Origin of the sequence: Enterovibrio sp. FF113 (assembly GCF_041439165.1) — a bacterium.
In the GTDB taxonomy this organism is placed as follows: Bacteria; Pseudomonadota; Gammaproteobacteria; order Enterobacterales; family Vibrionaceae; genus Enterovibrio; species Enterovibrio norvegicus_A.
The window spans coordinates 71,825-98,308 of sequence record NZ_JBGONO010000004.1 but is presented as its reverse complement, the minus strand read 5'-3'; the positions used below and the strand labels follow the sequence as shown (position 1 = coordinate 98,308).

Sequence of the window (26,484 nt, the reverse complement as noted above, 5' to 3'; positions counted from 1 at the left end):
GGAAAACAAGATGAAAAAAATTGACCTAAAAATTCTCGACCCACGTGTAGGGACTGAATTCCCGCTTCCCGCTTACGCCACTGAAGGCTCTGCAGGACTAGATTTGCGCGCGATTCTCGATGCGCCAGTGACATTGGAACCGGGCCAAACGGAACTGCTACCGACAGGCCTAGCGATTCATATCGCTGACCCCTCTCTGGCAGCAACGATTTTGCCGCGTTCAGGGTTAGGTCATAAACATGGCATCGTACTGGGTAATTTGGTGGGTCTGATTGACTCTGATTATCAAGGTCAGCTGATGGTCTCTTGTTGGAACCGTGGTAACACCACGTTCACCATCGAACCAGGCGAGCGTATTGCGCAACTGGTTTTTGTGCCTGTTGTTCAAGCAGAATTCAACATTGTTGAAGACTTTGACGCCACAGAACGCGGTGCCGGTGGATTTGGGCACTCTGGTACAAAATAACAGTAATACCAGAGCATGAATGACAAAAACGTCGCCCATTAGCGGCGTTTTTTATGCCGTATTCACGCTTTCAATAATTCCTATGTGCTTCACCTGTTCCGAAGGTGCATTATTCTTTTAATACAGATAGCGCACAGTTAAAATATCGGCCCTTCAGCCGAGATTTTGGGTCTGAGACCCTGAAAACAACAAAGGAACCATCTATTCATGGCTGGCCAAAAAAAGCAAAACCGCCGCGAAGAAATTCTTCAGGCTCTGGCTCATATGCTGGAGTCCACTCAGGGCAGTCAACGTATTACCACCGCCAAACTTGCGGCTCAAGTTGGCGTGTCTGAAGCGGCGCTTTATCGCCACTTCCCCAGCAAAGCACGTATGTTTGAGGGATTGATTGAATTCATTGAAGAATCGCTCATCACTCGAATCAACCGCATTCAAAGCGAAGAAAAAGACACTTTGACGCGCCTTCGCCTTATCTTGCAACTTCTGCTGGTCTTTGGTGAACGTAATCCGGGTCTGACACGCATCATGACAGGCCATGCTCTGATGTTCGAGCAAGACAGGCTGCAGGGCCGTATCAATCAGCTGTTCGAGAAAATCGAAAGTCAATTGCGTCAGGTATTACGAGAACGCCGCTTGCGGGAAGGAAGAGGATTTCCTGTTGATGAGTCCATTCTTGCCGCGCAATTACTCGGCCAAGTTGAAGGCAGTCTTAATCGATTTGTTCGATCCAACTTCAAGTACCCACCAACCGCAGAATTTGATCAATACTGGCAGCTATTGAGCGCACAATTGAACTAAACGTGTAGACATTGTTAGCGAAAAGATCAAAAAAGGCTGCACTTTGCAGCCTTTTTGCTTTTCTATCGCTTATTCGTCGCATGGACTATGCCATTGAGCGACCAATCACCATTATACCCATCGGAATACGTTTTCAGTCATTCTTGCTGGTTAAATCAGCAATAGCTGCGTCAGAGATTTTATAATTAGAACAACGCGTTACTGCAATCTCTTCCTTGCTCTTGACGATTTTCCCTGCACAAATTTATGACCGCTTACGTAATCCGATTGATATTAGATGCCGTATTCAGCGCGATACGCTTTTACTGAATCAAGTTGCTCAGGATTAGTGCCCTGCTCTTCCAGATAGGTCACCAGATCACCAAGACTGACGATGGATACCACTTTACAGCCAAAGTCACGCTCAACTTCCTGAATCGCTGAAAGCTCGCCGTTGCCGCGCTCTTGGCGGTCAATTGCCACCAACACACCCGCAAGATCCGCACCGTTGGCTTGGATAATTTCCATCGACTCACGAATAGCAGTACCAGCAGTGATCACATCATCCACCAGCATCACACGGCCTTCCAACGCACTGCCGACCAAATTGCCACCTTCACCGTGGTTTTTCGCTTCTTTACGATTAAAGCAATATGGCGTATCCACATCGTGGTGCTCAGCCAATGCTACAGCCGTGGTCGTCGCAATAGGGATACCTTTGTACGCAGGGCCAAACAGCAGATCGTAATCAATGTTCGCATCAACAAGCGCTTCTGCATAAAAGCGACCCAGACGCGCCAAATCACGACCTGTGTTAAACAAACCAGCATTAAAGAAGTACGGGCTCTTACGGCCAGACTTCAGGGTGAATTCACCGAACTTCAAAACTTGTTTTTCCAATGCAAACTCGATGAACTGACGCTGATAGGCTTTCATTTTCTCTCCTGACTCACTCTTCGGCTTCTGGCCGTGACGTGTGTATTTCGATTAACTAGATCGGGGTTAACATTAACCAAATAGGTATTTTGGTTAAAAAAAAGCGGCTCCAATAGAAGCCGCCCTTTCATCAATCAACTAACGACGCTTTCTGAATAACAATGATGTCTTCTATACCCTTAGAGGCCAGAGACAACATAGCGTTCAATTCGTCTGCCGTGAACGGCTCAGCTTCTGCGGTACCTTGCACTTCAATCATGCGGCCATCTTCGAGCATGACCACGTTCATGTCGGTGTCTGCTGCTGAGTCTTCTAGATACTCAAGATCACAGATTGGCGTACCTTCAAAAATACCCACAGAAATTGCAGCGACATGACCCTTCATTGGGTTCGCTTTCAGTTTGCCTTCGGCAACCAATTTATTCAGTGCATCTGCCATTGCCACACTCGCACCTGAAATAGACGCAGTACGTGTGCCGCCATCGGCTTGAATAACATCACAGTCAACGGTAATAGTGAAATCGCCTAGCTGATCAAGATTTACCGCAGCACGAAGGCTACGCGCGATCAGACGTTGGATTTCCATGGTACGACCGCCTTGCTTACCGTTCGCCGCTTCACGACGGTTACGCGTATGCGTTGCACGAGGCAGCATACCGTATTCAGCAGTGATCCAACCTTGGCCCTTTCCTTTTAGGAAGCGAGGCACACCATCTTCAACGGTGGCGGTACAGATGACTTTAGTATCACCAAACTCCACCAATACTGAACCTTCTGCATGCGCAGTAAAATGACGGGTAATGGTAACCGGACGAATCTGACCAACTTCTCTTCCGCTTGGGCGCATAGAATTCCACCTGTAGTTGTATGTGTGCGACTGAATTTCGTTAACCGGCGATTATAGCGATTTACCCTCAGCCGCGCTAACACTAACCCGTCTTTGCCGCTTTTTTCTTCACGCTCACACCCTATTACTGACACGAATGGGTACAACTGCGTATAATCAGAACAACTTTGATAGAAGAGTGAACATCAATGATCCACAGTATGACTGCCTACGCCCGCCGGGAAGTAAAAGGCATATGGGGCACTGCCGTTTGGGAAATCCGTTCGGTTAATCAGCGTTACCTTGAAACCTATATCCGCATGCCAGAGCAGTTTCGTGGCCTTGAACCGATCATTCGAGAACGTTTCCGTCAGCGCCTAGCTCGCGGCAAAGTAGAATGTAATCTGCGTTTTGAAGCCAATGCGTCAGCCAATACTGAGTTGAAAATCAACGAAGCGTTAGCGAAGCAGGTTATTCATGCCGCCAAGTGGGTCCAAGAAGTCTCGGGCGAGGGCAATATTGGTCCTTTCCAAGTGCTGCAATGGCCCGGCGTGATGGAAACACCAGAGCAAGATATGGACGTGATCAACAAAGCCCTCATGAGCGGCTTTGACGAAGCAGTCGATGATTTCATCGCCGCACGTGCAAGCGAAGGTGCAAACATGAAAGCACTGATCGAGCAGCGTCTCGATGGCATTGCCGCAGAAGTGATCACCGTTCGTACCAAAATGCCAGAGATTATCAATTGGCAACGCGAGCGTCTTATCACCAAGCTAGAAGAAGCGAAAATCGAGCTGGACGCTAACCGCGTTGAGCAAGAAATTATTCTGCTTGCACAAAAATCTGACGTCGCAGAAGAGCTAGATCGTCTTGATTCACACGTATCGGAAACCAAGAAAATCCTCAAAAAAGGTGGCGCATGTGGTCGTCGCTTGGATTTCATGATGCAAGAATTCAACCGTGAGTCGAATACACTGGCATCAAAATCCATCAGCACCGAGACCACCGCGTCTGGCGTTGAGCTAAAAGTTCTGATCGAACAAATGCGCGAGCAAATTCAGAACATCGAGTAATCGTTCTTCTTTTAGAGAGCCCAGCCAACTTGCTGGGCTTTTTTTTCTCCTGATAGGTTATCCTAAACAGAGAATTCAATTTTTGTGCAGTCCGTGGTAATCTGCGCGCCCTTTAACCTCACAGTGATCACAACCATGAGCCAAGGTACGCTTTACATCGTTTCAGCGCCCAGCGGTGCCGGTAAATCAAGTCTGATTTCGGCGCTGTTGAAAGACAATCCTCGTTACGACATCAAAGTGTCCGTTTCTCACACGACCCGTGCAACACGTCCGGGCGAAGAAGACGGCGTTCACTACCATTTCGTAGCCGTTGATGAATTTAAAGCACTGATCGAACAAGATGCGTTTTTGGAGCATGCCGAAGTTTTCGGTAACTATTACGGCACTTCACGCATTTGGATTGAAGAAATGCTGGCAAAAGGCATCGACATTTTTCTCGATATTGACTGGCAAGGTGCGCAGCAAATTCGAAAAAAAATGCCGCTCGCCCAAAGCATTTTCATTCTTCCACCAAGTCGAGAAGAGTTGGAACGTCGTCTGAATGCACGTGGTCAGGATTCTGATGAGGTCATCGCGAAACGCATGGAAGAAGCCTGCTCCGAAATATCTCACTATAACGAGTACGATTACGTTATTGTGAATGATGATTTTGATCTGGCTCTAATGGATCTTAAAGCCATACTTCGCGCAGAGCGAATGAAGCAAGACAAGCAAACCAGCAAATATCACGACATGCTTGACAGATTGCTGGCACTATAGTCACGGCTTTTGTATAATTTTCGGTCATTTTGATTTTATTACTTACTGGAGTTCCTCATGGCACGCGTAACCGTTCAAGACGCTGTTGAAAAAATTGGCAACCGTTTCGATCTAGTATTGGTAGCAGCTCGTCGCGCACGCCAAATGCAAACTGGTGGTAAAGATGCTCTGGTTCCAGAAGAGAACGATAAATACACTGTTATCTCTCTTCGCGAAATCGAAGAAGGCCTAATCACGAAAGAAGTGCTAGACACTCGTGAGCGCCAAGAGCAGCAAGAGCAAGAAGCAGCCGAAATGGCCGCTGTAAGCACCATCACAGGCTCACTCCGCTAATCTAACTTCAGGGAAACAGGCAGATTGTATCTCTTCGATAGCCTGAAAGAAGTCGCCGCACAATACTTGCCGGAGCCGCACTTAGAGGCACTCCGGCAAGCGTACTTGGTCGCGCGTGACGCCCACGAAGGGCAAAGCCGTTCGAGCGGCGAACCTTACATCATCCACCCGATTGCCGTTGCCCGTATTCTGGCGGAAATGCGCCTCGATCACGAAACACTCATGGCAGCGCTGCTGCACGATGTGATTGAAGACACCGACGTCACCAAAGAAGACTTACAGCAACGCTTTGGCGATACCGTCGCCGATCTGGTTGATGGCGTTTCAAAGCTCGACAAGCTTAAATTTCGCGATCGCAAAGAAGCGCAGGCGGAAAACTTCCGCAAAATGATCATGGCGATGGCCCATGATATTCGCGTCATTCTGATCAAACTGGCTGACCGTACGCACAACATGCGCACACTGGGCGCACTTCGCCCTGATAAACGTCGCCGTATTGCCCGCGAAACCCTCGAAATATTCTCACCGCTTGCCCACCGTCTCGGTATCCACAACATCAAAGTGGAACTCGAAGAACTCGGTTTTGAAGCCCTTTACCCCAACCGCTATCGCGTGTTGAAGGAAGTGGTGGTTCAGGCCCGTGGCAACCGCAAAGAAATGATTCAAAAAATCCATGCAGAGATTGAAGGCCGCCTTGGCGATGCCGGCATCAATGCAAAAGTGTTGGGACGCGAAAAGAACCTCTACTCCATCTATAACAAGATGAAGAATAAAGAGCAGCGTTTTCACACCATCATGGACTTATACGCCTTCCGCGTGATTGTCGATGATTTGGATACTTGTTATCGCGCACTCGGCCAGATGCATAATTTGTATAAGCCTCGCCCGGGTCGCATGAAAGATTACATCGCGGTGCCAAAAGCCAATGGCTATCAGTCTCTGCATACATCCATGATTGGCCCACACGGTGTACCCATTGAAGTACAAATTCGTACTGAAGACATGGATCAGATGGCTGACAAAGGTGTGGCAGCGCACTGGGCATACAAAGAAGGTGCCGATCGCATTCAGGGCGGGACAACCGCACAAGTGCGCGCACAACGCTGGATGCAAAGCTTGCTTGAGCTTCAACAAAGCGCAGGTAGCTCTTTTGAATTCATCGAAAGCGTAAAATCTGACCTATTCCCAGACGAGTTGTTTGTCTTTACGCCAAAAGGTCGCATTGTCGAACTGCCTGTTGGCGCCACCGCGGTCGATTTTGCCTACGCCGTGCATACGGACGTGGGTAACTCCTGTGTGGGTACGCGGGTTAACCGCCAGTCTTACCCGCTCAGCCAACCGCTGAAAAACGGTCAGACGATTGAGATCATCACGGCGCCAGGTGCTCGCCCTAACGCAGCATGGCTCAATTATGTGGTGACCTCACGTGCACGAACCAAAATTCGTCAGGTTCTCAAAACCAAACGCCGTGAAGAATCCGTGATCCTTGGTCGCCGTTTGCTCAACCATGCGTTGGGTGACGTTAACGTTCAGGACATCGACCCCACAAATCTTGAGAAAGTGCTGAAAGATCTAAAACTTGAAGTACTGGATGATTTGTTAGCCGACATTGGTTCAGGCGAAGTGATGAGTGTCGTGATTGCGAAGCGTCTGCTCGGCGATGCTGATAGCTTAGAGGAGCAAGGCGGTTGCCTACCAATCCGCGGTGCTGATGGCATCTTACTGACTTACGCTAACTGCTGTCGTCCTATTCCCGGCGATCATATTGTGGGGCATGTCAGCCCGGGTAAAGGTCTGGTTATCCACCGTGAAGAATGTGCAAACATTCGCGGTTACAGCCAAGAGCCGGACAAGTATATGTCCGTCGAGTGGGGCGATGACATCGACCAAGATTTCGCGACAGCGCTGCGTGTTGATATGTTTAATCACCAAGGTGCATTGGCGGATCTGACTAACACTATTGCCGCGACAGGCTCAAACATCCAAGGTTTGACGACCGAAGAGCGCGATGGCCGTTTGTATACCATCTACGTCAAGCTAACCACTAAGAACCGTGTTCACTTAGCCAATATCATGCGTCGACTTCGCGTGATGCCAAACGTGATCAAAGTCAGCCGTCAGAAAAATTGATATCTCGCTGTTAGCAGCAAAGCCGATAGCGATCAATCTCTAGCGACTGACTCGCGCAATAAGAATCAGGCAACAAACAACGCCCGCCCACTCGCGGGCGTTTTTATATAGACGAGAACAAGATGACACCAGAACGTTTTGCACGTATTCAGGACGTGTTGGCAACCCGACAGCCCGATCTGACCATGTGCATGGAAGAAGTCCACAAGCCGAACAATATCTCCGCCATCATTCGCACGGCTGATGCTGTCGGCGTGCATCAGGTTCACGCTGTTTGGCCCCAAAATAGCAAGATGCGCACACTTGGCGGCACCTCTGCAGGTGCGCGTAATTGGGTGGATGTGGTTACCCACGACAACACGCCCAATGCCTTTGCCGCCATGAAAGAAAAAGGCATGCAGATCTTGGTGACAAATCTGTCTGACAACGCCGTCGATTTTCGTGAGATTGATTACACCAAACCCACGGCGATTGTGATGGGTCAGGAGAAAACCGGGATCAGCAAGCAAGCCCTTGAATTGGCAGATCAAGACATCATTATTCCCATGATAGGTATGGTACAGTCGCTCAATGTCTCGGTCGCAAGCGCTCTGATCTTGTACGAAGCACAGCGCCAACGCCAAAATGCGGGCATGTACCAGCGTACACATACCTTGATCCCACAAGACGAGGTTGACCGCATTGTTTTCGAGCGTGGATACCCTGTACTGGCAAGAGTCGCTAAGCGCAAACGTCTGCCGTATCCTGCGCTAGATAACCAAGGCCAAATTATTGCCGATGATACTTGGTGGGCACAAATGCAGGCCGCAAAGTAATACATAACCTTATGATCGGCAAACAACCACCAGGAGAGATGAAACTGCCATGCGCGCTTCAATGTTAGATGCTGTTCCCGTAACCTCGCTGACAGGCGTAGGCGGAAAAATGGCGGAAAAGCTCGAAAAAATCGGACTTTTTACCGTGCAGGATCTGCTGTTCCATCTCCCTTACCGCTATGAAGACCGTACGCGTATCTGGCCAATGATGAGTCTCATGCCGGGACAACATGCCGCGGTCGAAGGCGAAGTCGTCAGCAACAACACCACCTTTGGTCGACGCCGGATGCTAACGGTCAAAATCACTGACGGTCACGGTTCGCTCACGCTGCGCTTTTTTAACTTTAACGCCGCGATGAAAAACAGCCTTGAATCTGGCAAGCGTGTGAAAGCCTATGGCGAGATCAAGCGCGGTCAAAATGGCCTTGAAATCATTCACCCTGAATACAAGGTGTTCTCTGAGCCAACAGAACTGGCATTGGAAGAAACCCTAACACCTGTCTATCACACTACAGAAGGCCTGCGCCAACTGACGCTGCGAAACCTGACCGACCAAGCCTTGGGCTTACTCGATGGCGCTGCGGTGCAAGAACTACTGCCTGATGGTCTGTATGACCGTCAGGTCACGCTCAAAGACGCGCTCAAAACCCTTCACCGACCAACGCCTGACATTGCCGTCACGGCATTAGAAAACGGTGAACACCCCGCGCAAAAGCGCCTGATCCTCGAAGAATTGCTCGCGCAGAACCTGTCAATGCTTGCCGTGCGCAGTAAATTGCAGCAAGACCCGACATTCTCGATGCCACCATCCAGCGAGCTAAAACCCAAGTTTCTCACCTCGTTGCCATTTAGTCCGACGGGCGCACAAACCCGCGTTGTGGCCGATATCGAACGCGACATGGGGCTGACCAAACCCATGATGCGATTGGTGCAAGGCGACGTGGGCTCCGGCAAAACCTTGGTGGCCGCGCTAGCCGCGCTGCAAGCGATTGAGCAAGGGTATCAAGTCGCGCTCATGGCACCGACAGAGTTACTGGCAGAGCAGCATGCGGCTAATTTTGCCAGTTGGCTTGAACCGCTCGGCATTTCTGTGGGCTGGCTGGCAGGAAAACTCACCGGCAAAGCCAGAGAAGCAGAACTTGAAAAGATTGCTAACGGCGACGCCAAAATGGTGGTCGGGACACACGCACTGTTTCAAAAGCACGTTGAATTTGCACATCTCGCATTGGTGATCATTGATGAACAACACCGTTTCGGTGTGCATCAGCGCCTTGAACTGCGCGAGAAAGGCATGAAGCAAGGCATTCACCCGCATCAGCTAATCATGACGGCGACGCCTATCCCTCGAACGTTAGCAATGACCGCCTACGCAGATTTAGATACCTCAGTGATTGATGAGTTGCCACCAGGTCGAACCCCGATCCAAACTGTTGCTGTGCCGGACACGCGCCGCATTGATATCGTCAATCGCGTGCATGCCGCCTGTATCGACGAAGGTCGTCAGGCATATTGGGTATGTACCTTAATTGATGAATCCGAAGTGCTGGAAGCGCAAGCCGCATCAGATACCGCAGATGACCTTTCACGCGCACTACCCGATCTGAAAATCGGCTTGGTACACGGGCGAATGAAAGCGGCAGAAAAACAAGCGGTGATGAAAGCGTTCAAAGACGGTGAATTGCACCTTTTGGTCGCCACCACTGTGATTGAAGTCGGGGTCGATGTACCTAATGCCAGCTTGATGATAATCGAAAACCCAGAGCGTTTAGGCTTGGCGCAACTTCATCAGCTTCGCGGACGGGTTGGTCGAGGTTCGGTCGCCAGTCACTGTGTGTTGCTCTATCACGCGCCACTGTCGAAAACCGCCACCCAACGTTTGGGGGTGTTACGTGAAAGCAGTGATGGCTTTGTGATTGCGCAGCGAGATTTAGAAATTCGTGGGCCGGGCGAATTACTCGGCACCAAGCAAACGGGTGTTGCTGAGTTCAAAATTGCCGACTTAGTGCGAGATCAAAAGCTGATCCCTGAAGTACAGAAACTGGCGCTGTATCTGCATCAACACTACCCTGATAACGCCAAAGCGATCATTACTCGCTGGCTAGGGAACAAAGATAAGTACAGTAATGCTTAAGTGAAAGTCGCAAATTTCCGGAGGCGAGTGTCGAGTAGGTCATACTCGATTCTCACTACTCCTTCTCTCGCAATCTGATTACTCTTCATCCCAATACTGCATCACTAATGCCATCACTTCAGATTTGCTGTATCCCACTTCTCGGGCATCAACTAAGAGCGCCCTCAATGCAGGTCGGATAAAACCGAAACGGTCTTCCATACGCGCGTGTAACCCTTCTCGGGCAACAATCATTCCCACGCCTCGCCGACGTTCAAGCCAGCCAAGTTCTTCCATATTCTGATAACAACGAGAAATGGTCATCGGGTTGATGTTAAGCACGGCGGCGAGCTTTCTCACCGACGTCAATTTGTCACCTGGCTTTAGCGTACCCGCAACGATTTGACGCTGGATTTGCGTCATCAATTGGCGAAATTTTGGTGATGGGTCCTGCGGGTCGATAACTATGTGCATTTTTCTTCCCTGCTGTATTGTCGCTTTATTACAGTATTAGCAGATGACTCACATATGAGACAAAAACATGCAGAGAATTTGTTATCTAAACACGAAAATAATGACAAAAAAAAGACGCATAACTCCGTAGAGCCTGCGTATTTTAAGGCGTAGAAAGTAATACGATGGATTAACGCATTTCTTTACGTGAACCCTTATTCTTTTGCGCTACTGGCAACACAATCTGTGCTCGCAAACCACCTTGCGAGCGCTGCATCAATTGCAGTGTGCCGTTGTGTTGCTCCACAATACGTTTCACGATAGCCAGCCCAAGTCCGGTACCTTCGCTACCTCGCGCAGTATCACCGCGAGTGAAAGGTTGCAGCACGGTTTCAACCTGATCAGGCGCGATGCCAGGCCCATTGTCTTCGACCGTGATCCACTGGTGACGCCGATCAGCGCTACTGCCTGTGGCAATTTTCACCCAACCGCCACCGTAGCGCACTGCGTTGACGACTAAGTTAGTGACCGCACGGCGAATGGCCACTTCGTTAGCTTCCAGCTTACCTACCAGTTCGCCTTTACTCAGCTCAAGTTCATGCCCCGTCGCACCATCAGCCACCGAAACATCATCAACCAAGACATTCAAGTCGATGGCTGTCATGTCTTGCACCTGTACTGAACGCAGATAATCCATAAACTGATTGATGATCTCATTACACTCTTCAGTGTCTTTGATCATGCTGTCAGCCAGATAATCGTCTTCCGGTGACATCATTTCTGTTGCCAAACGAATACGGGTTAACGGGGTGCGTAAATCATGGCTCACACCCGCCATCAGTAGTGCGCGATCTTCTTCCAGCTTGCGAATACCTTCGCTCATCTGGTTAAACGCTTTGGTGACAGCACGAATGTCTGAGGCTCCTTGCTCAGGGAGCGGCGCAGGAAATTTTCCGTGCCCAACATCCAGTGCAGCCTTTTCCAATGCTACCAGCGGCCGGTTTTGCACCTTGATAAACATCCACCCCCCGCCTATCACCATGAGTGCAATAAACATGGAATACATAAACAGCGGCAGGAAATCATCTTGATGCAATTCCGACAGCGGAATACGCATGATGTAACCGGGAAACGCGCGACTTTCTAGCCACAAAACGTAGCTCTTGGACGCCATGCTGATGCGCGCTTCAGTAGGTGCGTTGAGCTTCTCCGACATATCTTTACTGATAAGGTCAATTGGCGCAGCCTCATCAAAATCACGCATCACATCTGGCTCAGATTCGTCGTGCATCGTCACGCCAAGCTTGGCCAGCAATTGACGGCGCAACAGCTCATCCATGTGATACACCTCGCCATCCGCCAAGGTCACATTGTCTTCCAGCATCACAGAGATTTCGTGTGCCAGAATCTTATTAAACTGCTTGATGCTGGGGAGTAAAGCGTAATTGAGGATGGTGAGGTAGGAGAAAATCTGGCTGGCGATTAACAGGCCAGCCAGCACCACGAGCGTACGGGCAAAGTTGCTACGTGGAGAAAAGCGCATGAATTACGCTTCCCCGTCAGGCACAAACACATAACCCAGACCCCAAACGGTCTGAATGTAACGTGGTTTGCTTGGATCTTCTTCGACCATACGGCGAAGACGTGAGATTTGCACATCGATCGAGCGCTCCATCGCGGAGTACTCGCGGCCACGCGCCATGTTCATCAGCTTATCGCGTGACATTGGCTCTCGAGCGTTGGTAACCAGCGCTTTCAATACTGCAAACTCACCTGAAGTTAACGTCAATGGCTCATCATTGCGGAACATTTCGCGTGTCCCTAAATTCAATCGGAACTGGCCAAACACAACGATTTTTTCTTCACTAGAGGGCGCACCAGGCGCTTCAATGGTCTGACGGCGAAGCACCGCACGAATACGGGCCAGCAGTTCGCGAGGGTTAAATGGTTTTGGCAGATAGTCATCTGCGCCGACTTCCAAGCCCACGATGCGATCGATTTCATCGCCTTTCGCAGTCAGCATCAGGATTGGCAATTTGTTGTTCGCCTGACGAAGACGGCGGCAGATGGACAGACCATCTTCACCCGGCAACATCAGATCCAACACCATCAGGTGAAAGTTCTCACGAGAAAGTAAGCGGTCCATTTGCTCGGCGTTTGCCACGCTGCGAACCTGAAAACCTTGCTCAGACAAATAACGCTCCAGTAGCGAGCGCAAACGCATATCATCATCTACAACCAGGATCTTATGATTATCTTGCATGACCTACCTTTCTTTCTATTCTTGAAGGTGTTTGTGTCTTCGATTGTATCGTCTGACTCCGCTATGAAACATCAAGGCCGTGTCTAGCGGGGAGAAAAACTGTTACCAGTTGTAACCGACTTTGTACGCACTAAACAAACCATTTCGAGGGATAGCTTAACGTTGCAAGGCTTGTTGGCTTTTATCATGACGTCAAAGCGGTTATAACTCTTCTCGAAAAACGAATCACATGCTCGGATATAGCAATGAAAAAAACCGATTTGGTCACCCGAGAAGGCTACAAGAAACTCAAAGAAGAACTCGATTTCCTGTGGAAAGAACGTCGCCCGGAAATCACCAAGATCGTATCCTGGGCCGCGAGCCTCGGCGATAGATCGGAGAACGCTGACTACACTTACAACAAGCGTATATTGCGTGAAATCGACCGCCGTGTGCGTTACCTGCGCAAGCGCTTAGACATTATTCGCGTGGTGGATTATAACCCACAACAGGACGGTAAAGTGTTCTTTGGCGCATGGGTCGACATTGAAAATGACGATGGCGACACCCTCAAATTCCGCATTGTCGGTCCGGATGAAATCTACGGCCGCAAAGACTACATCTCGATTGATAGCCCGATGGCACGCGCATTGATAAAAAAAGAAGTCGATGACGAAGCCGTTGTGACGACCCCTGAAGGCCCGAAGGTCTGGTACGTCAACACCATCACCTATCAGCAAAACGATCTCTAATACCGCCTTTCGCGGCGGTGATTTTCAAAGGAACACCATGACCACTTCAATTTATCAACAGATTGCCAGTGAGCTAAATGTACGTGACGCTCAAGTTATTGCTGCGGTTACGCTGCTCGATGATGGCAACACCGTCCCGTTTATTTCCCGTTACCGTAAAGAAGTGACCAACGGCCTAGATGACACCCAACTGCGTAATCTCGAATCACGCCTTGGCTATCTGCGCGAGTTGGAAGACCGCCGTCAGGTCATTCTTAAATCGATTGAAGAGCAAGGCAAACTCAGTGATGGACTGAAAAGAGACATCCTCGGTGCTGACACCAAAAACCGCCTTGAAGACCTTTATCTTCCTTACAAACAAAAGCGTCGTACCAAGGGACAAATTGCGATTGAAGCGGGCATTGAGCCTTTGGCGCAACAACTTTGGCAACACCCTCACTCCGACCCAGAAACGGAAGCCGCAAGCTACATTGATGCCGACAAAGGGTTTGCTGATACCAAAGCCGTACTGGATGGTGCGCGCGCTATCTTGATGGAGCAATTTGCTGAAGACGCCGCGTTGCTTGAGAAAATCCGTCGCCAATTGACCCAACATGCTGAGCTTCAATCACGTGTTATCGCAGGAAAAGAAAACGAAGGTGCCAAGTTCAAAGACTATTTCGAGCACGATGAACGTCTAACCAAAGTGCCATCACACCGCGCACTGGCGATGTTCCGAGGCCGAAATGAAGGCATCCTTCAACTGTCACTGAATGCAGACCCTGGACAGGATGATAAGTCCACGGGCTCATATTGCGAGAACATCATCTGTGATCATTTCAAGGTGACCATTGATTCAGCGCCTGCCGACCGCTGGCGTAAGCAAGTAGTCAGCTTTGCATGGCGCATCAAAATTCTGATGCACATGGAAACAGAATTGATGGGCAACCTGCGTGAAATGGCTGAAACCGACGCCATCAAGGTATTTGCCGACAACCTCAAAGATCTGTTAATGGCAGCACCTGCGGGCCCACGTAGCACCTTGGGTATCGACCCTGGCCTGCGCACAGGCTGCAAAGTTGCCGTGGTGGATAACACAGGTAAGCTATTAGATACCGCCACCATTTACCCAACCGCACCGCACAACAAAATTGCCGAGTCGGCACGCGTGGTGATGGCGCTGGTGAAAAAACACAATGTCGATTTGATTGCGATTGGCAACGGCACGGCTTCTCGTGAGACCGATGCGTTTGTGGCTGGCATGCTTAACGATGCGGGCGAGAAAATCCAAACCGTGATGGTCAGTGAAGCAGGCGCATCTGTGTATTCAGCGTCAGAGCTTGCTGCTGCTGAATTCCCAGGGCTGGATGTGTCGCTGCGTGGTGCGGTTTCTATCGCTCGTCGCCTGCAAGACCCATTGGCAGAGTTGGTGAAAATCGACCCGAAATCTATCGGTGTGGGCCAATACCAACACGATGTCAGTCAAAGCCAACTGGCGAAGCGCTTGGACGCCGTGGTTGAAGACTGCGTCAACGCCGTGGGTGTTGACGTTAACAGTGCCTCTGCCGCACTGCTGACCCGCGTGGCTGGGCTTTCGACCACCATGGCCGCCAACATCGTGGCATTTCGTGATGACAACGGCCGCTTTGCCGACCGTAAAACCTTATTGAAAGTCCCACGTCTAGGTCCAAAAGCCTATGAGCAGTGCGCAGGCTTTTTACGCGTCATGAACGGCAAAAACCCGCTCGATAGCTCTTCCGTTCACCCTGAAGCCTATCCTGTGGTGAAACGCATTGCGGATAACACAGGCAAAGCAATCGACGCCATGATTGGTAACCACGATTTCTTGCGCTCACTCAACGCAGCAAATTATGCCGATAACACCTTTGGCCTACCAACGGTCACTGACATTCTGTCGGAGCTGGCAAAGCCGGGCCGAGACCCGCGCCCTGAGTTTAAAACTGCGACCTTTGCTGCTGGCATAAACGAAGTGAAAGATCTCGAGCCAGGCATGATATTGGAAGGCTCCATCACTAACGTGACCGCCTTTGGCGCGTTTGTCGATATTGGTGTTCACCAAGACGGCTTGGTGCATATCTCCGCGCTATCCGACAAGTTCATCTCTGATCCACGTGAAGTCGTAAAAGCGGGTGATGTGGTGAAAGTGAAAGTCATGGACGTCGATTTGCAGCGTAAACGTATTGCGCTTTCTATGCGCTTAAACGATGAGCCGGGGGCAGACAACAAACCTGCGGGTCGTGATAAAGGCAACCGTGACTCACGTCCTGCCGACAATCAAAAACGCAGTTTCAGCGGCAACCAAGACAGCAATCAAGGTAGCAAACGCGATAATCGCGGTGGCAACCAAGGGGCGGTCGGTGGCGCATTTGCTGATGCCTTTGCCAACGCGAAACGCAACTAAGCTTATTGCGGTATTTTTTCGCGATTCTCTTTTTATCTCATCAAACTAAAAACAGCGCCTCGGCGCTGTTTTTGTATATATCAATGCAGAAGAGTACCTCGTCCGTGTGCCTTTTCGTTTAAATCACAATCAGCACTTCCGAAGGAAGGTTAGCGACGGATGATTGCTGATAGCGCATGGCGACCACAGCGCCTGTGCGCTGAGAGTCTTTCAGCGCGTCAATCTTATCCATGACTTCTTTTGGCAACTTGAGTCGCATTGCATAACCGTTTTCACCCTGTGGCACATAACTGCCGCTCGACAACATCGAAGAAAGCTGGCTCAGGGTTTCGTGTGCCGCAAATTGCGCACCATCAAATTGGCGGGTGTTTTGAGCCAAATCTGTATAGGTGGGGTGCTCTGAAGGATCCCATGAAGGCTTGCGAAGTTGCTTCTCTTCTTGGCTTACAGTTCGTTCTTCAGCATTGGCCGTGGGTTGACGAGGAGGGACAATTTTTTCGCGCACGCGATTGTCCCGCGCAACTTGCTCAGTTGGCGGGTTGACTGACGGTACGACAGCGGGGATGCTGACGTTAGCGGGCGAAATGTTCATGTCAATGTTGTCTCCCAACATCGACCGAAGGCAACCGCCTTAGGGCAAACCGCGGGAATTTCCCCGCGAAATGCGCAAGCTATATCTCTACAGCGAAACTATACCAAGATGGCTAATATGCCACCTATTGTGCCGATGGCAGATAGAACCTGTCCGGCGGTATACGCCCCATCATCGTTAACTTTCACTTCGTCAGGGTGGTCCATACCCAATGCCCCGTAAGTGAAAGCTTCAACATCCGACGAAGCGGGTGCTTTGCCTTCGGTTTCCGTTGCCTGGTTGACAGTCTTAACGTCCGTTACACCTTTGGCGACTTGCGCATAAGACTGTTTTGCATCCCCTTTTTCATCGACTTGCGCTGCCTTCGCCTCTTGATTTACCGGTGAGGGTTTAGCGTAAGTGTACTGAGAATGCCCAACGTTACCTATATTCATTATGGTCTCTCCTGATGCCATAGCAAGTGACACGTATAAAGTATCGGCAACTAACGTTTAAAATTTAGTCGTATTTCACTTTATTTGGTCACTTTGTTCTGACAGGACGGCAAACATTGTCCGCAAAACGCCTGAAGCTCTTGCGTAAAATGCGCAGGATCGGAGATAAACGGTGCATGCGACGCATTGGCAAAAATTTGCCGCTGCGACTGCGGAGCCAGTACATCAAGCTCTTGCGCCACTTTAACGGGCACAAGGCCATCCAGCCGACCGTACATCCTTAACCAAGGCATTGAAATATCATGCAAGTGCGGTCTCAAATCAGCATTTGCAAGAATACCAAGTCCGGCTTCAAGTGCCTCAGGCTGTGGCCAAGGGTGCGATAACACCGATTGCTTCAACCACTTAATATCTTGCCTTGCTGTTGGACTGCCCATTGCCTGTAACGCTAAAAAGCGCTCGACGGTTGTCTTAAAATCTCCCGCCAATTGCTTGGTAAACGCTTGCAATACCTCGGGTTTAATCCCTCGCCATCCATGTTCAGCAGAGAATCTCGGTGAGCTGGCAATAGTCACTAAGCCTTTCACTCGTTCTGGGGCAATCAACGCCGCTTGCGTGGCAACCATTCCCCCTAAAGACCAACCTGCCCAAATCGATTCCTGCGGTGAATTATTAAGCAAGCAGTGTGCCATCTCTTCAAGAGAGAAAGCATCCGATGGCTGGCTGAAGCCATAACCGGGAAGGTCGACACAATGCACGCGATAGTGCGGAGTGAGAGCGGGGAGAATGTTTTGCCATACCGCACTGTTCATTCCCCATCCGTGAATGAGAATCAGATCGGAACCCTGGCCTTCCGTGTGCCAGTAAAGAGATGTCGTCATTTATACTGCCTAAATTCGTTTCGAGCCATCAACACATTTATGTTTCGCACTATCTTACGCGCCCTGCCACTTCGCTGTCAGCTTTGCCATCACACACTCGAAAACAGACGCTATCCATGGTGCGAATCCTGTCACGAGAGCTTCCCTCGTGTACCACGTTGCCTGCATTGCGGCCTCCCTGCGCCCTATGTCACCGAAAGCTGCGGACGCTGTCTGAACACGCCTCCCGCATGGGATCGACTAATTTGCGTCGGAGGCTATACCTTTCCCTACGACAAATTGCTGCACCGTTTTAAATATCAAGGCCAGTATTGGCTTGCCCCAGCGTTAGCGACATTGCTGGCACAAGAAATTGATGACCCTGTCCCCGTGATCTTGCCCGTTCCTATGCATTGGCGACGTCGAATTGCGCGCGGGTTTAATCACAGCACCGTGCTCGCCAATGAATTGGCAAAGCAACTTGGCGTTCAATGTGAGTCCAAGGTCTTAAAACGTAACCGTGCCACTCGCCAGCAGCAAGGTTTAAGCAGACAATTTCGTCTCTCCAATCTTCGTGAAGCTTTTACGATGACGGGATCGCTCCCCGAGCGTGTCGCATTGGTCGATGATGTGGTCACAACAGGCACCACCATCGCAGAAATCTGTCGACTGCTGCGCACGCGAGGAGTCAAACACATCGACATCTATTGTCTTTGCCGCACCCCACCAAAGTGATAAAAAAGTAACCATATAGCTTCGGGGGTGATAGCGAACAAAAACAAGAGTAAACTGTTATTAATATATCGGAATAGTCAGGTAAGAAGCCGTGTCGCAAATTAATATTTCAGAAAATGCACAAACCCATTTCGGTAAACTGTTAGAGCAGCAACCAGAAGGCACTAGCATTCGCGTATTCGTGGTCAATCCAGGCACACAAAGCGCGGAATGTGGCGTGTCATACTGCCCACAAGATGCCATTGAAGCCTCAGACACCAAATACGAATTCAATGGCTTTATGGCCTATGTGGATGAGTTGAGCCTTCCGTTTCTTGAAGATGCAGAAATTGACTTCGTCACTGACAAGATGGGCTCTCAGCTAACCCTGAAAGCGCCAAACGCAAAAATGCGTAAAGTGTCTGACGACGCAACGCTTCTAGAGCGCGTGGAATACGTTATCCAAACGCAGGTCAACCCTCAGCTTGCAGGTCACGGTGGTCACATCAACCTGATTGAACTGACAGACGATGGTGTTGCCGTGATTCAATTTGGCGGTGGCTGTAACGGTTGCTCAATGGTCGATGTCACGTTAAAAGATGGCATTGAAAAACAGCTGTTAGAAGAATTTAGTGGCGAGTTGACAGCGGTACGCGATGTGACAGAACACGCCGCAGGTGAGCACTCTTACTACTAAGCGTCACCTGACTGCACCATGCATTTTAAAAGGCTCCTCGGAGCCTTTTTTGTTTTATCCGCAGAAGAAAACACCTGCGCTCCAATCGCTCATGAACTCACTAAAAATTCATGAGTGCGCTGATAAAAGAAACTGCCCGCGTCGCCATTGATACGCAAACAATATCCCCAAGGTGACTCCTCGCAACGCCATGAATCCCAACATCGCGGCCCACAGGGCATGATTACCGTTCGCACTCAGTAACCACCAAATTGCAAAGAAGCCTGCCATGGCAAAGAACATGGTATTACGCATTTCACGCCCACGTGTCGCACCGATAAATACGCCATCCAGCAAAAAGCACCACATAGACACCAACGGCATAGCAATCAGCCACGGCAAATAAAGATACGCTTGTTCACGCACAGCAGGAATGTCCGAAATCACGCCCACAATAGATTGTCCACCAAGCAAAAATGCCAAGGTGATCATCAAAGAAATAATCAAACTCCAGAAGGTGGTTGCGGTGAGGGTCCCCAATAACTCTTGCCGGTTTCTTGCCCCAATCGCTTTGCCCACCATCGCCTCCATGGCATAAGCAAACCCATCCATGGCGAATGACACCAACATCAGAAAATTCATCAACACCGCGTTCGCAGCGACGACATCATCGCCCAGTGTCGCGCCCTGAAATGTCATGAAGGTAAATGCCATTTGCAGGCAAAGACTGCGCAGGAAGATATCGCGATTAAGTTTCGCCAGTCGGCTCATGCCAGCGGAGGCTTTTTTCCATTGCGTTATCGGAGACGGCAGTGACGATTTCGCCCACACTTGAGCAACGAAATACAGCCCCAAAAACATGCCAGAATAGTCGGCGATAACACTCGCCGCCGCTGCGCCTTCGACTTTCCAGCCAAAACCCACCACGAACAGCAAATCGAGCACGATGTTGACCAGATTGACCAAAATAATCAGCATCATGGGTTTTTTCGCGTTTTGTGCGCCAAGTAGCCAACCCATGATCACCAAATTGGTCAGCGCTGCGGGTGCACTCCAAATGCGCACCGAAAAGTACTCATCGGCATAAAGCTTTACCTCGGCGCTGGCATCACTAAAAGAAAATACAGCATTGGAGATGAAAGGATGCAGAGCCAGAATAATCAAAGCCAGCACCCACGCCAATGTGATGCCTTGCAAAAACACGTTAGCCAGCCCGGTTTTGTCGTCAGCGCCCCAAGCCTGCGCTGTTAGCCCCGTGGTCGCCATACGCAAAAAGCCCAACAGCCAGAACGTCACGGCAATCATGGTGCTGCCAATCGCCACACCGCCGAGATACCAAGCGTGATCAAGATGGCCAATCACCGCCGCATCCACCAACCCCAATAAAGGTACCGTGATGTTGGATAACACCATGGGAAATGCCAGCGAAAGTACACGAACGTGCAGCGATTTTTGTTTAAGCGCCGAGAACATAGGCCTGCTAATCAGCTAAAAATGAATGAACGAATACTAGCAGAAAGTCCGCGACAAAAAGACGGTGCGTTGTTCACCCTCGCTGTGCTCTGCATTGCTTTCCTGCACAAAACCATTTTTCTCTAGTACACGAATTGACGCCAAATTATTCGCTTCTGCACCGCCGGATAGCGAAGCGATAAATCCACTACCGCGACACCATGCCACCAGCCCCGCGATCATTTCACTGGCATAGCCTAGGCCTTGCGCGTGCTCACCAACAGCATACCCCAGCCGAATCACGCTTTTTCCATTGGCCTCTTTTTCTTCGTACAGCAGAAAAAAGCCAATCAGCGCCCCCGAGTCAGACGCTAAAATCGTCACAAACGTACTTTCGCCCATGACATTCAACAGCCACTTTCGGGCACTTTTTTCATCATTAACAGATTGAATATCAGGCGGAAGGTGTTGCTTTACTGAAGGGGTTAAAATAAGCGTAAGTTCGCCAACTAGCGTCTCAATCGCAGCAGATTGAGGCGTGAGCGCCGCGACAGTAAGTCGCGGCGTAGAGAAGTAAATCTGAGAGAGGGACATCCGTGCGTGCTCATGTCGAAACCAAGAGCACTATGCTAGCGCATACCAAGCATGGTCAGCTAACAGCGCGACAAATAAACCAAAGATGTGCCAGATTGAGAACTTGAAGGTTTGCCACGCTAACCCTTTCTGATCAGCAAACTTGAGTCGCCATGCGTACCACACAAATCCGAGGTTGAGCGCCAGACTACCGACTAAGTAGATATCTCCACTCATCCCTGACAACCAAGGCAAGAAGCCCACAACCACCAGCAGCAAGGTATAGAGCAAAATCATGGTCTTGGTGTATTCAACACCATGGGTTACGGGCAGCATAGGCACGCCCGCTTTGGCGTAATCTTTCTGACGATGGATTGCCAATGCCCAGAAGTGCGGTGGCGTCCATGTAAACACCAACATCACCAGCAACAGTGCATGTGGATCTAAGGTTCCGGTGACGGCAACCCACCCGAGCAGCGGCGGCATGGCGCCCGCCAAACCACCTATCACAATATTTTGCGGCGTGGCATGTTTAAGCCACACGGTATAAACCAAGGCATAGCCAATTAAACTGGCGAAGGTCAACCAGGCCACCAGAGAATTCAGCACCCACAATGAGGCAAAACCGGCGACCATGAGTGCACCACCAAATGCCAACGCCTGCATCGTACCCACACGCCCTTTAGCGACAGGTCGATGAATGGTGCGCTGCATTTGTCGGTCTATACGCTGGTCAATCACATGATTAAACACCGCTGCAGCAGCGGATTGCATACCGATACCCAACAATCCTAAAATTACCGCCTTCGCAGGTGGCAATCCTGGAACGGCTAAACACATGCCCACCATGGCCGTAAGCAGCAGCATAGCCACCACCTTAGGCTTGGTTAATTCAAGATAATCGCGCCACAGCGCAGATTCCATTGACGCGCTGTTGCCCAGCGATTGCACCGAGACTTTAGCCATGACTCAACCTCCCCGATTTCCCCAACGAAGTCTGTGACACCGATGAGGGCTGTGCAAAAAAGACCAACACGGTCGTTCGCACCATTACCAACAATAAGAGCAAACCACACAGATTGTGCGCCACCGCCACAGACAATGGCAGCAAGGCGACAATATTGGTGATGCCGAGTGAAATTTGTAGCAATAAAACCCCGACCAGCAAGAGTGCCGAGGTATTACCCAATGGACGGCGTATACCCATCGCTAGCAATAACACCAGCAGTGTGACCACTATGGCGCCAATTCGGTGAGTAGCATGAATGGTTACGCGCTGCTCAAACCCGAGCACGCCATATTGATAGGTTTCGCTAGTCGGACTAATGGGATCAAATGCTGCGCTGTCATAGCCGCTCACCCAATCCACCTCACAGATAGGGAGTTGCGTGCACACCACCGCAGCATAATTGGCAGACGTCCAGCCACCGAGTGCAATCTGCATAATAACGGCCACCAAAGCCGTCACGGTCAACATCTTTAATTTGCCAGACAGGCTTGGCTTGCCTGGTTCAAGGTCAACGCTATCCATCGTTGCTATGTTGGCGTTATTCGATGACTCTGGCGAGATCGTCACCGGCTCCCTCGCCAAGTTATTCACGCGCCGCCTTTCCAGCACAGCCAGCAAGAACAGCAATGTCACGGTGGTGAAACCACCCAGCAAATGCGCCATAACAACAATGGGCATCAGGTTCATGGTCACTGTCCACATACCCAGCGCGGCCTGAAATATCACTACCCCGAGCAGCGCAGTCGGCAACACACGACCTCGTCCATTTCTTTTTCCGCGCCATGCGAATAAAGCGATTGCCGCAATCACCAATCCCAACGTTCCCGCCACGTAGCGGTGGATCATTTCATTCCACGCTTTGTGCACCTCAACAGGCGCATTTGGGAATGCTTGTGTGGCCTGTTCTACTTTTTCAGGGGATACGGGGACAGTGAGAAAACCATAACATCCTGGCCAATCAGGACAGCCTAATCCCGCTTCGGTTAAGCGTGTAAACGCGCCCAACCCGACCACCACCACAGCCAAGAGCAGTGCGCCATAAATCAGTCCAAGATAGCGTTTTTCTGTTTCCATCCTCACCCCACCTTCGACAGTCGCATCAGTTTGCGCAGATCGGACAGCAGTCCTTTACTTTGGGTAATTTGAGCCGATTTTCCTTGGGGAATGGGGTAAGCCATGATCAAATTGTTCAGCGGATCGACAAGGTAAATCGCCTCACCCGCAAAAGGCAGTGATGACATGGTTTGATATTGTTGAGTGTCAATGGTCTGCTCGGTGACATTCTCAGTCGCTTGCGCGGCTGTCGCGTCAGAGACCAATAAAATACTTGCCACGCGTTTACGTTCAGGCCCCACCGCCACCGGAATTTGCTTTAACTGAAACAACGCACTTTCACATTGCTCAGAGCACGTTTGCGGCAAGGAATAAACAAGGCGCCATTGCCCGTCGTGCCCAAGCCAATCTGCACGTACTTCCTGTGTTAGCAACTCACCGTTATTGGTGACGCCCTTGTTGAACCACCCCATTTCCAACACCAGCTTGGCGGTCAATACTGGCAATGCGAATATAAACACCACCATGATCAGCGCTTTCTTTCCATTCATAAGCGTCCCTTCCTCCACCAAACCACAAAACCAATCGCCACCACGAATGCCAAACCAAACCATTGCATCGCATAGCCATAGTGCTTCTCAGGCTTCATAACAACAGGCTCCCATACAGGCAGAGTGTTCCAATTCATCGTCTCACCTGCTTCGTCCATGATTGACTCGCTTCTTATCACCCAAGGCAATACCGTGTATCCACTCGCCTCGGCTATCATCGCCATGTCTACGGATTGAACCCGCAATGGCCAACTCACGGCGGCTGTTTCATTGCCTAGCACCATGCGCTTTGACGGTAAATCAACAATGCCTTTGACCTGATGCTGCCCTGTTACCTCTGGTAATTCAGGAAGGTCTTCACGCCTTGGTGGAGCGGGAATCCACCCAAGCTCAACCAACAGCCAATTGTTGTCGGTATAAAACGGCATCATCCAGCGATATCCCACTTGCCCTTGATGGGTTTGGTTATCAAGCAATACACTGCGATTCACATCGAATGTGCCATTGAGTGCGACGGCAAATCCTTTGGCGTCTGAGGGAATGGATGACACTTGAGTAACCCGTTGCTGTTGACGCTCTGACAGTTGACTCAATAACGTCTCTTTTTCTGCCGCACGGGACATTTGCCACATCCCCAGCTTGACCAGCAGCACAACCATGGTCAAAGTAAAAGCAAGGAAACCCCAGCGTCGCATGCGACGTACGTTAGATGTAGACACCCACTCACCTTGTTGGTCACCTTTTTGGCCAGATGGAGGCAATATGTTGCTCAAAGCGATCCTCGTCTGCCTGTTAATCTTTATTATATTCAACTTGTTCCGAGCACTCCCCATCATGATCAAGGGACGTACTGATGTCCGCATGTCACGCTATCTCGGCAAACGTGTGTTCTTCTCTGTGATTGTGTTTGTCCTCTTGCTGATTGCACTCGCAACCGGTCTCATTGAACCTAACCCTCGCCCTTACTAATGCCCTATTTAAGTTAGCAATGACGAGAAAGGGGTTGGCACGCCAACCCCTTAGATATCTATAAGATATAAACAAACACAAACAGACACAGCCAAACCACATCAACAAAGTGCCAGTACCAAGCCCCCGCTTGAAACGCGAAATGATGGTCAGGCGACATATGTCCTTTCAATACACGCAGCCAGACAATAAACAGGATGACTGAACCCAAAAACACGTGCATGCCATGAAAACCGGTCAACAAGAAGAAGGTATTCCCGTATACCCCCGATTCCAGACGCAGATTCAATTCCTCATACGCGTGAATATATTCTTCGCCCTGAAAGAACAAGAAGATCCAACCGAGCAATACGGTCACGCCCAACATTTGTATGATGCGCTTGCGATTACCTTCTTCCATCGCCACATGGGCGAGATGAAGCGTCACTGAAGACGTCAACAGGATAACCGTGTTGATCAGCGGCAAACCCCACGCGCCCATGGCGGTGGTTTCTGTACCACCCGGTGTTTTTTCGAGCGGCCAGCCAGGAATGAAATCCGGCCAAAGCACTTCGGCGGTCATTGCGTTGTTACTTGCGCCACCAAGCCAAGGCACAGCAATAAATCGAACGTAAAATAGCGCACCAAAGAAGGCGGCGAAAAACATGACTTCTGAGAAAATAAACCAGCTCATGCCCTGACGAAACGACCGATCCATCTGAGGGGAATACAATCCCCCCATCGATTCATGGATCACGTCACGAAACCAGCCTGTCAGCATAAAAAACAGCACACCGACGCCCGCAAGCAGCATCCAAGGGCCATTGCCGCCAAACAATCCTGCGACCATTGAACCCGAACCTGTCGCGATCAGAAACAACGCAACCGCGCCAATAATTGGCCATTTGCTCTGTGCAGGTACGTAGTAATTTTGGTAGTCCTGCTGTGCGTCGGACTTTGTGTGCGTTGTTGTCATGATGACCTCACTGAGGTTATTGAGTCACAGGCTCAGTTTTTGCGCTAAACAAGGTGTAAGCCAACGTCAGGGTGTTGATGTCGTCCGGAATTGCTGGGTCTACGTAGAAAACCAATGGCAACTCTGCATCTTTCCCCGCTTCCAATGGCTGACGGTTAAAGCAAAAACATTCAATTTTATTCAAATACTGAGCAGCTAACCCCGGCGATACCGACGGAACAGCTTGCCCAACCGAATCCATTGTCGTGTTGTTTGTTGCACGATAAGCGATCGTGTGTGTCTCACCCGGGTGAACTGTTATCTCTTTCATCTCAGGCGTAAAATCCCAGCCAAGACCGGGATTAATATAAGCAACAAACTCGACGGTCACGGTACGAGACAAGTCCACCTCTTGGCTTTCTTGCGCCGCCACATCAGAGGTTTTGCCATTGATGCCCGTGATGTCACAAAACACGTCGTACAAAGGAACAAGGGCAAACGCAAACCCGAACATCAGCACAGCCATGCCCGCCAGCTTTAACGCTGAACGATCTGACTTACGTTGTGCACCGTCGTGTTCTTGTTCACCCATGA

General features: G+C 50.2%; 28 protein-coding genes and 1 pseudogene. 13 read left to right on the top strand and 16 right to left on the bottom strand.

Annotated elements, in window-relative coordinates; translation table 11 throughout:
• Window positions 1-10 precede the first annotated feature (10 nt).
• Both dut and slmA read left to right on the top strand, forming a co-directional pair.
• On the top strand, window positions 11-466 hold the full coding sequence (gene dut, locus ACED36_RS04415; RefSeq protein WP_016961889.1) for a dUTP diphosphatase: 456 nt from the start codon (window positions 11-13) through the stop codon (window positions 464-466).
• A gap of 207 nt (window positions 467-673) precedes the next feature.
• Window positions 674-1,264 (top strand): nucleoid occlusion factor SlmA, encoded by a 591-nt coding sequence (gene slmA, locus ACED36_RS04410; RefSeq protein WP_016961888.1) that lies wholly within the window; start codon window positions 674-676, stop codon window positions 1,262-1,264.
• A 273-nt stretch (window positions 1,265-1,537) separates the two neighbouring features.
• Here slmA and pyrE read toward each other — a convergent pair whose 3' ends face one another.
• Together pyrE and rph are read right to left on the bottom strand one after the other, a co-directional pair.
• Complete coding sequence (pyrE, locus tag ACED36_RS04405) at window positions 1,538-2,179, bottom strand: orotate phosphoribosyltransferase (protein WP_016961887.1); 642 nt, start codon at window positions 2,177-2,179, stop codon at window positions 1,538-1,540.
• A gap of 130 nt (window positions 2,180-2,309) precedes the next feature.
• Window positions 2,310-3,026, bottom strand: coding sequence for a ribonuclease PH (gene rph, locus ACED36_RS04400; protein ID WP_016961886.1), 717 nt, complete (start codon window positions 3,024-3,026; stop codon window positions 2,310-2,312).
• A gap of 188 nt (window positions 3,027-3,214) precedes the next feature.
• Between rph and ACED36_RS04395 the strand changes: the two genes are divergently transcribed.
• The 6 genes and pseudogenes from ACED36_RS04395 to recG all read left to right on the top strand — a co-directional run.
• Complete coding sequence (locus ACED36_RS04395; protein WP_026024367.1) at window positions 3,215-4,078, top strand: YicC/YloC family endoribonuclease; 864 nt, start codon at window positions 3,215-3,217, stop codon at window positions 4,076-4,078.
• 135 nt (window positions 4,079-4,213) lie between these two features.
• Window positions 4,214-4,837, top strand: coding sequence for a guanylate kinase (gene gmk / locus ACED36_RS04390; RefSeq protein ID WP_016961884.1), 624 nt, complete (start codon window positions 4,214-4,216; stop codon window positions 4,835-4,837).
• Between the two features lie 57 nt (window positions 4,838-4,894).
• Window positions 4,895-5,170 carry a DNA-directed RNA polymerase subunit omega gene (rpoZ, locus tag ACED36_RS04385; protein WP_016961883.1) on the top strand — a complete coding sequence of 92 codons (276 nt, stop codon included), beginning with the start codon at window positions 4,895-4,897 and terminating at the stop codon, window positions 5,168-5,170.
• A 24-nt stretch (window positions 5,171-5,194) separates the two neighbouring features.
• A complete protein-coding gene (spoT, locus tag ACED36_RS04380; protein WP_016961882.1) occupies window positions 5,195-7,300 on the top strand; it encodes a bifunctional GTP diphosphokinase/guanosine-3',5'-bis pyrophosphate 3'-pyrophosphohydrolase in 2,106 nt (701 codons plus the stop codon).
• A gap of 122 nt (window positions 7,301-7,422) precedes the next feature.
• Complete coding sequence (gene trmH, locus ACED36_RS04375) at window positions 7,423-8,115, top strand: tRNA (guanosine(18)-2'-O)-methyltransferase TrmH (RefSeq protein WP_016961881.1); 693 nt, start codon at window positions 7,423-7,425, stop codon at window positions 8,113-8,115.
• A 37-nt stretch (window positions 8,116-8,152) separates the two neighbouring features.
• A pseudogene (gene recG / locus ACED36_RS04370) lies at window positions 8,153-10,246 on the top strand (ATP-dependent DNA helicase RecG); the annotation flags it as partial.
• Between the two features lie 78 nt (window positions 10,247-10,324).
• Here recG and ACED36_RS04365 read toward each other — a convergent pair.
• The 3 genes from ACED36_RS04365 to ompR all read right to left on the bottom strand — a co-directional run bounded on the left by ACED36_RS04365 (window position 10,325) and on the right by ompR (window position 12,941).
• Window positions 10,325-10,699: a GntR family transcriptional regulator gene (locus ACED36_RS04365; protein WP_016961879.1), complete on the bottom strand. Its 375-nt coding sequence runs from the start codon at window positions 10,697-10,699 to the stop codon at window positions 10,325-10,327.
• 169 nt (window positions 10,700-10,868) lie between these two features.
• Complete coding sequence (gene envZ, locus ACED36_RS04360) at window positions 10,869-12,221, bottom strand: two-component system sensor histidine kinase EnvZ (protein ID WP_016961878.1); 1,353 nt, start codon at window positions 12,219-12,221, stop codon at window positions 10,869-10,871.
• A gap of 3 nt (window positions 12,222-12,224) precedes the next feature.
• Entirely contained in the window at window positions 12,225-12,941 is a 717-nt protein-coding gene (gene ompR / locus ACED36_RS04355; protein WP_016961877.1) for a two-component system response regulator OmpR, read from the bottom strand.
• A 245-nt stretch (window positions 12,942-13,186) separates the two neighbouring features.
• On the opposite strand from ompR, the gene greB reads away from it, so the two are divergent.
• Together greB and ACED36_RS04345 are read left to right on the top strand one after the other, a co-directional pair.
• A complete protein-coding gene (greB, locus tag ACED36_RS04350) occupies window positions 13,187-13,672 on the top strand; it encodes a transcription elongation factor GreB (RefSeq protein ID WP_016961876.1) in 486 nt (161 codons plus the stop codon).
• 37 nt (window positions 13,673-13,709) lie between these two features.
• The gene (locus ACED36_RS04345) at window positions 13,710-16,073 is read left to right on the top strand and encodes a Tex family protein (protein ID WP_371732857.1); all 2,364 of its coding nucleotides are present in this window, start codon (window positions 13,710-13,712) and stop codon (window positions 16,071-16,073) included.
• A 118-nt stretch (window positions 16,074-16,191) separates the two neighbouring features.
• Here ACED36_RS04345 and ACED36_RS04340 read toward each other — a convergent pair whose 3' ends face one another.
• The 3 genes from ACED36_RS04340 to bioH all read right to left on the bottom strand — a co-directional run bounded on the left by ACED36_RS04340 (window position 16,192) and on the right by bioH (window position 17,980).
• Window positions 16,192-16,686, bottom strand: a complete 495-nt coding sequence (locus tag ACED36_RS04340; protein WP_016961874.1) for a hypothetical protein — start codon at window positions 16,684-16,686, stop codon at window positions 16,192-16,194.
• 77 nt (window positions 16,687-16,763) lie between these two features.
• Entirely contained in the window at window positions 16,764-17,099 is a 336-nt protein-coding gene (locus tag ACED36_RS04335; RefSeq protein ID WP_016961873.1) for a hypothetical protein, read from the bottom strand.
• An 80-nt stretch (window positions 17,100-17,179) separates the two neighbouring features.
• On the bottom strand, window positions 17,180-17,980 hold the full coding sequence (gene bioH, locus ACED36_RS04330; RefSeq protein WP_050979883.1) for a pimeloyl-ACP methyl ester esterase BioH: 801 nt from the start codon (window positions 17,978-17,980) through the stop codon (window positions 17,180-17,182).
• Between the two features lie 39 nt (window positions 17,981-18,019).
• On the opposite strand from bioH, the gene ACED36_RS04325 reads away from it, so the two are divergent.
• Both ACED36_RS04325 and nfuA read left to right on the top strand, forming a co-directional pair.
• Window positions 18,020-18,694 carry a ComF family protein gene (locus tag ACED36_RS04325; RefSeq protein WP_241823309.1) on the top strand — a complete coding sequence of 225 codons (675 nt, stop codon included), beginning with the start codon at window positions 18,020-18,022 and terminating at the stop codon, window positions 18,692-18,694.
• 91 nt (window positions 18,695-18,785) lie between these two features.
• Complete coding sequence (gene nfuA, locus ACED36_RS04320; RefSeq protein ID WP_016961869.1) at window positions 18,786-19,370, top strand: Fe-S biogenesis protein NfuA; 585 nt, start codon at window positions 18,786-18,788, stop codon at window positions 19,368-19,370.
• A 108-nt stretch (window positions 19,371-19,478) separates the two neighbouring features.
• Here nfuA and dinF read toward each other — a convergent pair whose 3' ends face one another.
• From dinF to ACED36_RS04290, 6 genes are read right to left on the bottom strand one after another with little or no spacing between them, the layout of a single operon-like run.
• Complete coding sequence (gene dinF, locus ACED36_RS04315; protein WP_016961868.1) at window positions 19,479-20,822, bottom strand: MATE family efflux transporter DinF; 1,344 nt, start codon at window positions 20,820-20,822, stop codon at window positions 19,479-19,481.
• Window positions 20,823-20,858: 36 nt separating this feature from the next.
• Window positions 20,859-21,395, bottom strand: a complete 537-nt coding sequence (locus ACED36_RS04310) for a GNAT family N-acetyltransferase (protein WP_016961867.1) — start codon at window positions 21,393-21,395, stop codon at window positions 20,859-20,861.
• A 30-nt stretch (window positions 21,396-21,425) separates the two neighbouring features.
• Window positions 21,426-22,340: a heme o synthase gene (gene cyoE / locus ACED36_RS04305; RefSeq protein WP_016961866.1), complete on the bottom strand. Its 915-nt coding sequence runs from the start codon at window positions 22,338-22,340 to the stop codon at window positions 21,426-21,428.
• Window positions 22,333-23,457: a heme A synthase gene (locus ACED36_RS04300; protein ID WP_016961865.1), complete on the bottom strand. Its 1,125-nt coding sequence runs from the start codon at window positions 23,455-23,457 to the stop codon at window positions 22,333-22,335. The genes cyoE and ACED36_RS04300 overlap by 8 nt, the downstream gene beginning before the upstream one ends.
• 2 nt (window positions 23,458-23,459) lie before the next feature.
• Entirely contained in the window at window positions 23,460-23,987 is a 528-nt protein-coding gene (locus tag ACED36_RS04295) for a hypothetical protein (RefSeq protein WP_016961864.1), read from the bottom strand.
• On the bottom strand, window positions 23,984-24,706 hold the full coding sequence (locus tag ACED36_RS04290; RefSeq protein ID WP_241819065.1) for an SURF1 family protein: 723 nt from the start codon (window positions 24,704-24,706) through the stop codon (window positions 23,984-23,986). Before ACED36_RS04290 ends, ACED36_RS04295 begins: the two co-directional genes overlap by 4 nt.
• Window positions 24,707-24,749: 43 nt before the next feature.
• Here ACED36_RS04290 and ACED36_RS04285 point away from each other — a divergent pair, with 43 nt between their 5' ends.
• Window positions 24,750-24,956, top strand: coding sequence for a DUF2909 domain-containing protein (locus ACED36_RS04285; RefSeq protein ID WP_016961862.1), 207 nt, complete (start codon window positions 24,750-24,752; stop codon window positions 24,954-24,956).
• A 58-nt stretch (window positions 24,957-25,014) separates the two neighbouring features.
• On the opposite strand, the gene ACED36_RS04280 is transcribed toward ACED36_RS04285, so the two are convergent.
• Both ACED36_RS04280 and ACED36_RS04275 read right to left on the bottom strand, forming a co-directional pair.
• Entirely contained in the window at window positions 25,015-25,911 is an 897-nt protein-coding gene (locus ACED36_RS04280) for a cytochrome c oxidase subunit 3 (RefSeq protein WP_016961861.1), read from the bottom strand.
• Window positions 25,912-25,927: 16 nt separating this feature from the next.
• The gene (locus tag ACED36_RS04275; protein ID WP_016961860.1) at window positions 25,928-26,482 is read right to left on the bottom strand and encodes a cytochrome c oxidase assembly protein; all 555 of its coding nucleotides are present in this window, start codon (window positions 26,480-26,482) and stop codon (window positions 25,928-25,930) included.
• Window positions 26,483-26,484: the final 2 nt, after the last annotated feature.

Coding starts and splice junctions, on each gene's coding strand:
- envZ (WP_016961878.1), bottom strand. CDS start 12,221: ATGCGCTTTTCTCCACGTAGCAACTTTGCCCGTACGCTCGTGGTGCTG.
- ACED36_RS04345 (WP_371732857.1), top strand. CDS start 13,710: ATGACCACTTCAATTTATCAACAGATTGCCAGTGAGCTAAATGTACGT.
- cyoE (WP_016961866.1), bottom strand. CDS start 22,340: ATGGCTAAAGTCTCGGTGCAATCGCTGGGCAACAGCGCGTCAATGGAA.
- ACED36_RS04340 (WP_016961874.1), bottom strand. CDS start 16,686: ATGTTGGGAGACAACATTGACATGAACATTTCGCCCGCTAACGTCAGC.
- ACED36_RS04295 (WP_016961864.1), bottom strand. CDS start 23,987: ATGAATGGAAAGAAAGCGCTGATCATGGTGGTGTTTATATTCGCATTG.
- ACED36_RS04275 (WP_016961860.1), bottom strand. CDS start 26,482: ATGGGTGAACAAGAACACGACGGTGCACAACGTAAGTCAGATCGTTCA.
- bioH (WP_050979883.1), bottom strand. CDS start 17,980: ATGACGACATCTCTTTACTGGCACACGGAAGGCCAGGGTTCCGATCTG.
- ACED36_RS04365 (WP_016961879.1), bottom strand. CDS start 10,699: ATGCACATAGTTATCGACCCGCAGGACCCATCACCAAAATTTCGCCAA.
- ACED36_RS04325 (WP_241823309.1), top strand. CDS start 18,020: ATGTTTCGCACTATCTTACGCGCCCTGCCACTTCGCTGTCAGCTTTGC.
- ACED36_RS04335 (WP_016961873.1), bottom strand. CDS start 17,099: ATGAATATAGGTAACGTTGGGCATTCTCAGTACACTTACGCTAAACCC.
- pyrE (WP_016961887.1), bottom strand. CDS start 2,179: ATGAAAGCCTATCAGCGTCAGTTCATCGAGTTTGCATTGGAAAAACAA.
- ACED36_RS04395 (WP_026024367.1), top strand. CDS start 3,215: ATGATCCACAGTATGACTGCCTACGCCCGCCGGGAAGTAAAAGGCATA.
- ACED36_RS04300 (WP_016961865.1), bottom strand. CDS start 23,457: ATGGAAACAGAAAAACGCTATCTTGGACTGATTTATGGCGCACTGCTC.
- dinF (WP_016961868.1), bottom strand. CDS start 20,822: ATGTTCTCGGCGCTTAAACAAAAATCGCTGCACGTTCGTGTACTTTCG.
- ACED36_RS04310 (WP_016961867.1), bottom strand. CDS start 21,395: ATGTCCCTCTCTCAGATTTACTTCTCTACGCCGCGACTTACTGTCGCG.
- rpoZ (WP_016961883.1), top strand. CDS start 4,895: ATGGCACGCGTAACCGTTCAAGACGCTGTTGAAAAAATTGGCAACCGT.
- gmk (WP_016961884.1), top strand. CDS start 4,214: ATGAGCCAAGGTACGCTTTACATCGTTTCAGCGCCCAGCGGTGCCGGT.
- dut (WP_016961889.1), top strand. CDS start 11: ATGAAAAAAATTGACCTAAAAATTCTCGACCCACGTGTAGGGACTGAA.
- ompR (WP_016961877.1), bottom strand. CDS start 12,941: ATGCAAGATAATCATAAGATCCTGGTTGTAGATGATGATATGCGTTTG.
- ACED36_RS04280 (WP_016961861.1), bottom strand. CDS start 25,911: ATGACAACAACGCACACAAAGTCCGACGCACAGCAGGACTACCAAAAT.
- slmA (WP_016961888.1), top strand. CDS start 674: ATGGCTGGCCAAAAAAAGCAAAACCGCCGCGAAGAAATTCTTCAGGCT.
- trmH (WP_016961881.1), top strand. CDS start 7,423: ATGACACCAGAACGTTTTGCACGTATTCAGGACGTGTTGGCAACCCGA.
- ACED36_RS04285 (WP_016961862.1), top strand. CDS start 24,750: ATGTTGCTCAAAGCGATCCTCGTCTGCCTGTTAATCTTTATTATATTC.
- rph (WP_016961886.1), bottom strand. CDS start 3,026: ATGCGCCCAAGCGGAAGAGAAGTTGGTCAGATTCGTCCGGTTACCATT.
- greB (WP_016961876.1), top strand. CDS start 13,187: ATGAAAAAAACCGATTTGGTCACCCGAGAAGGCTACAAGAAACTCAAA.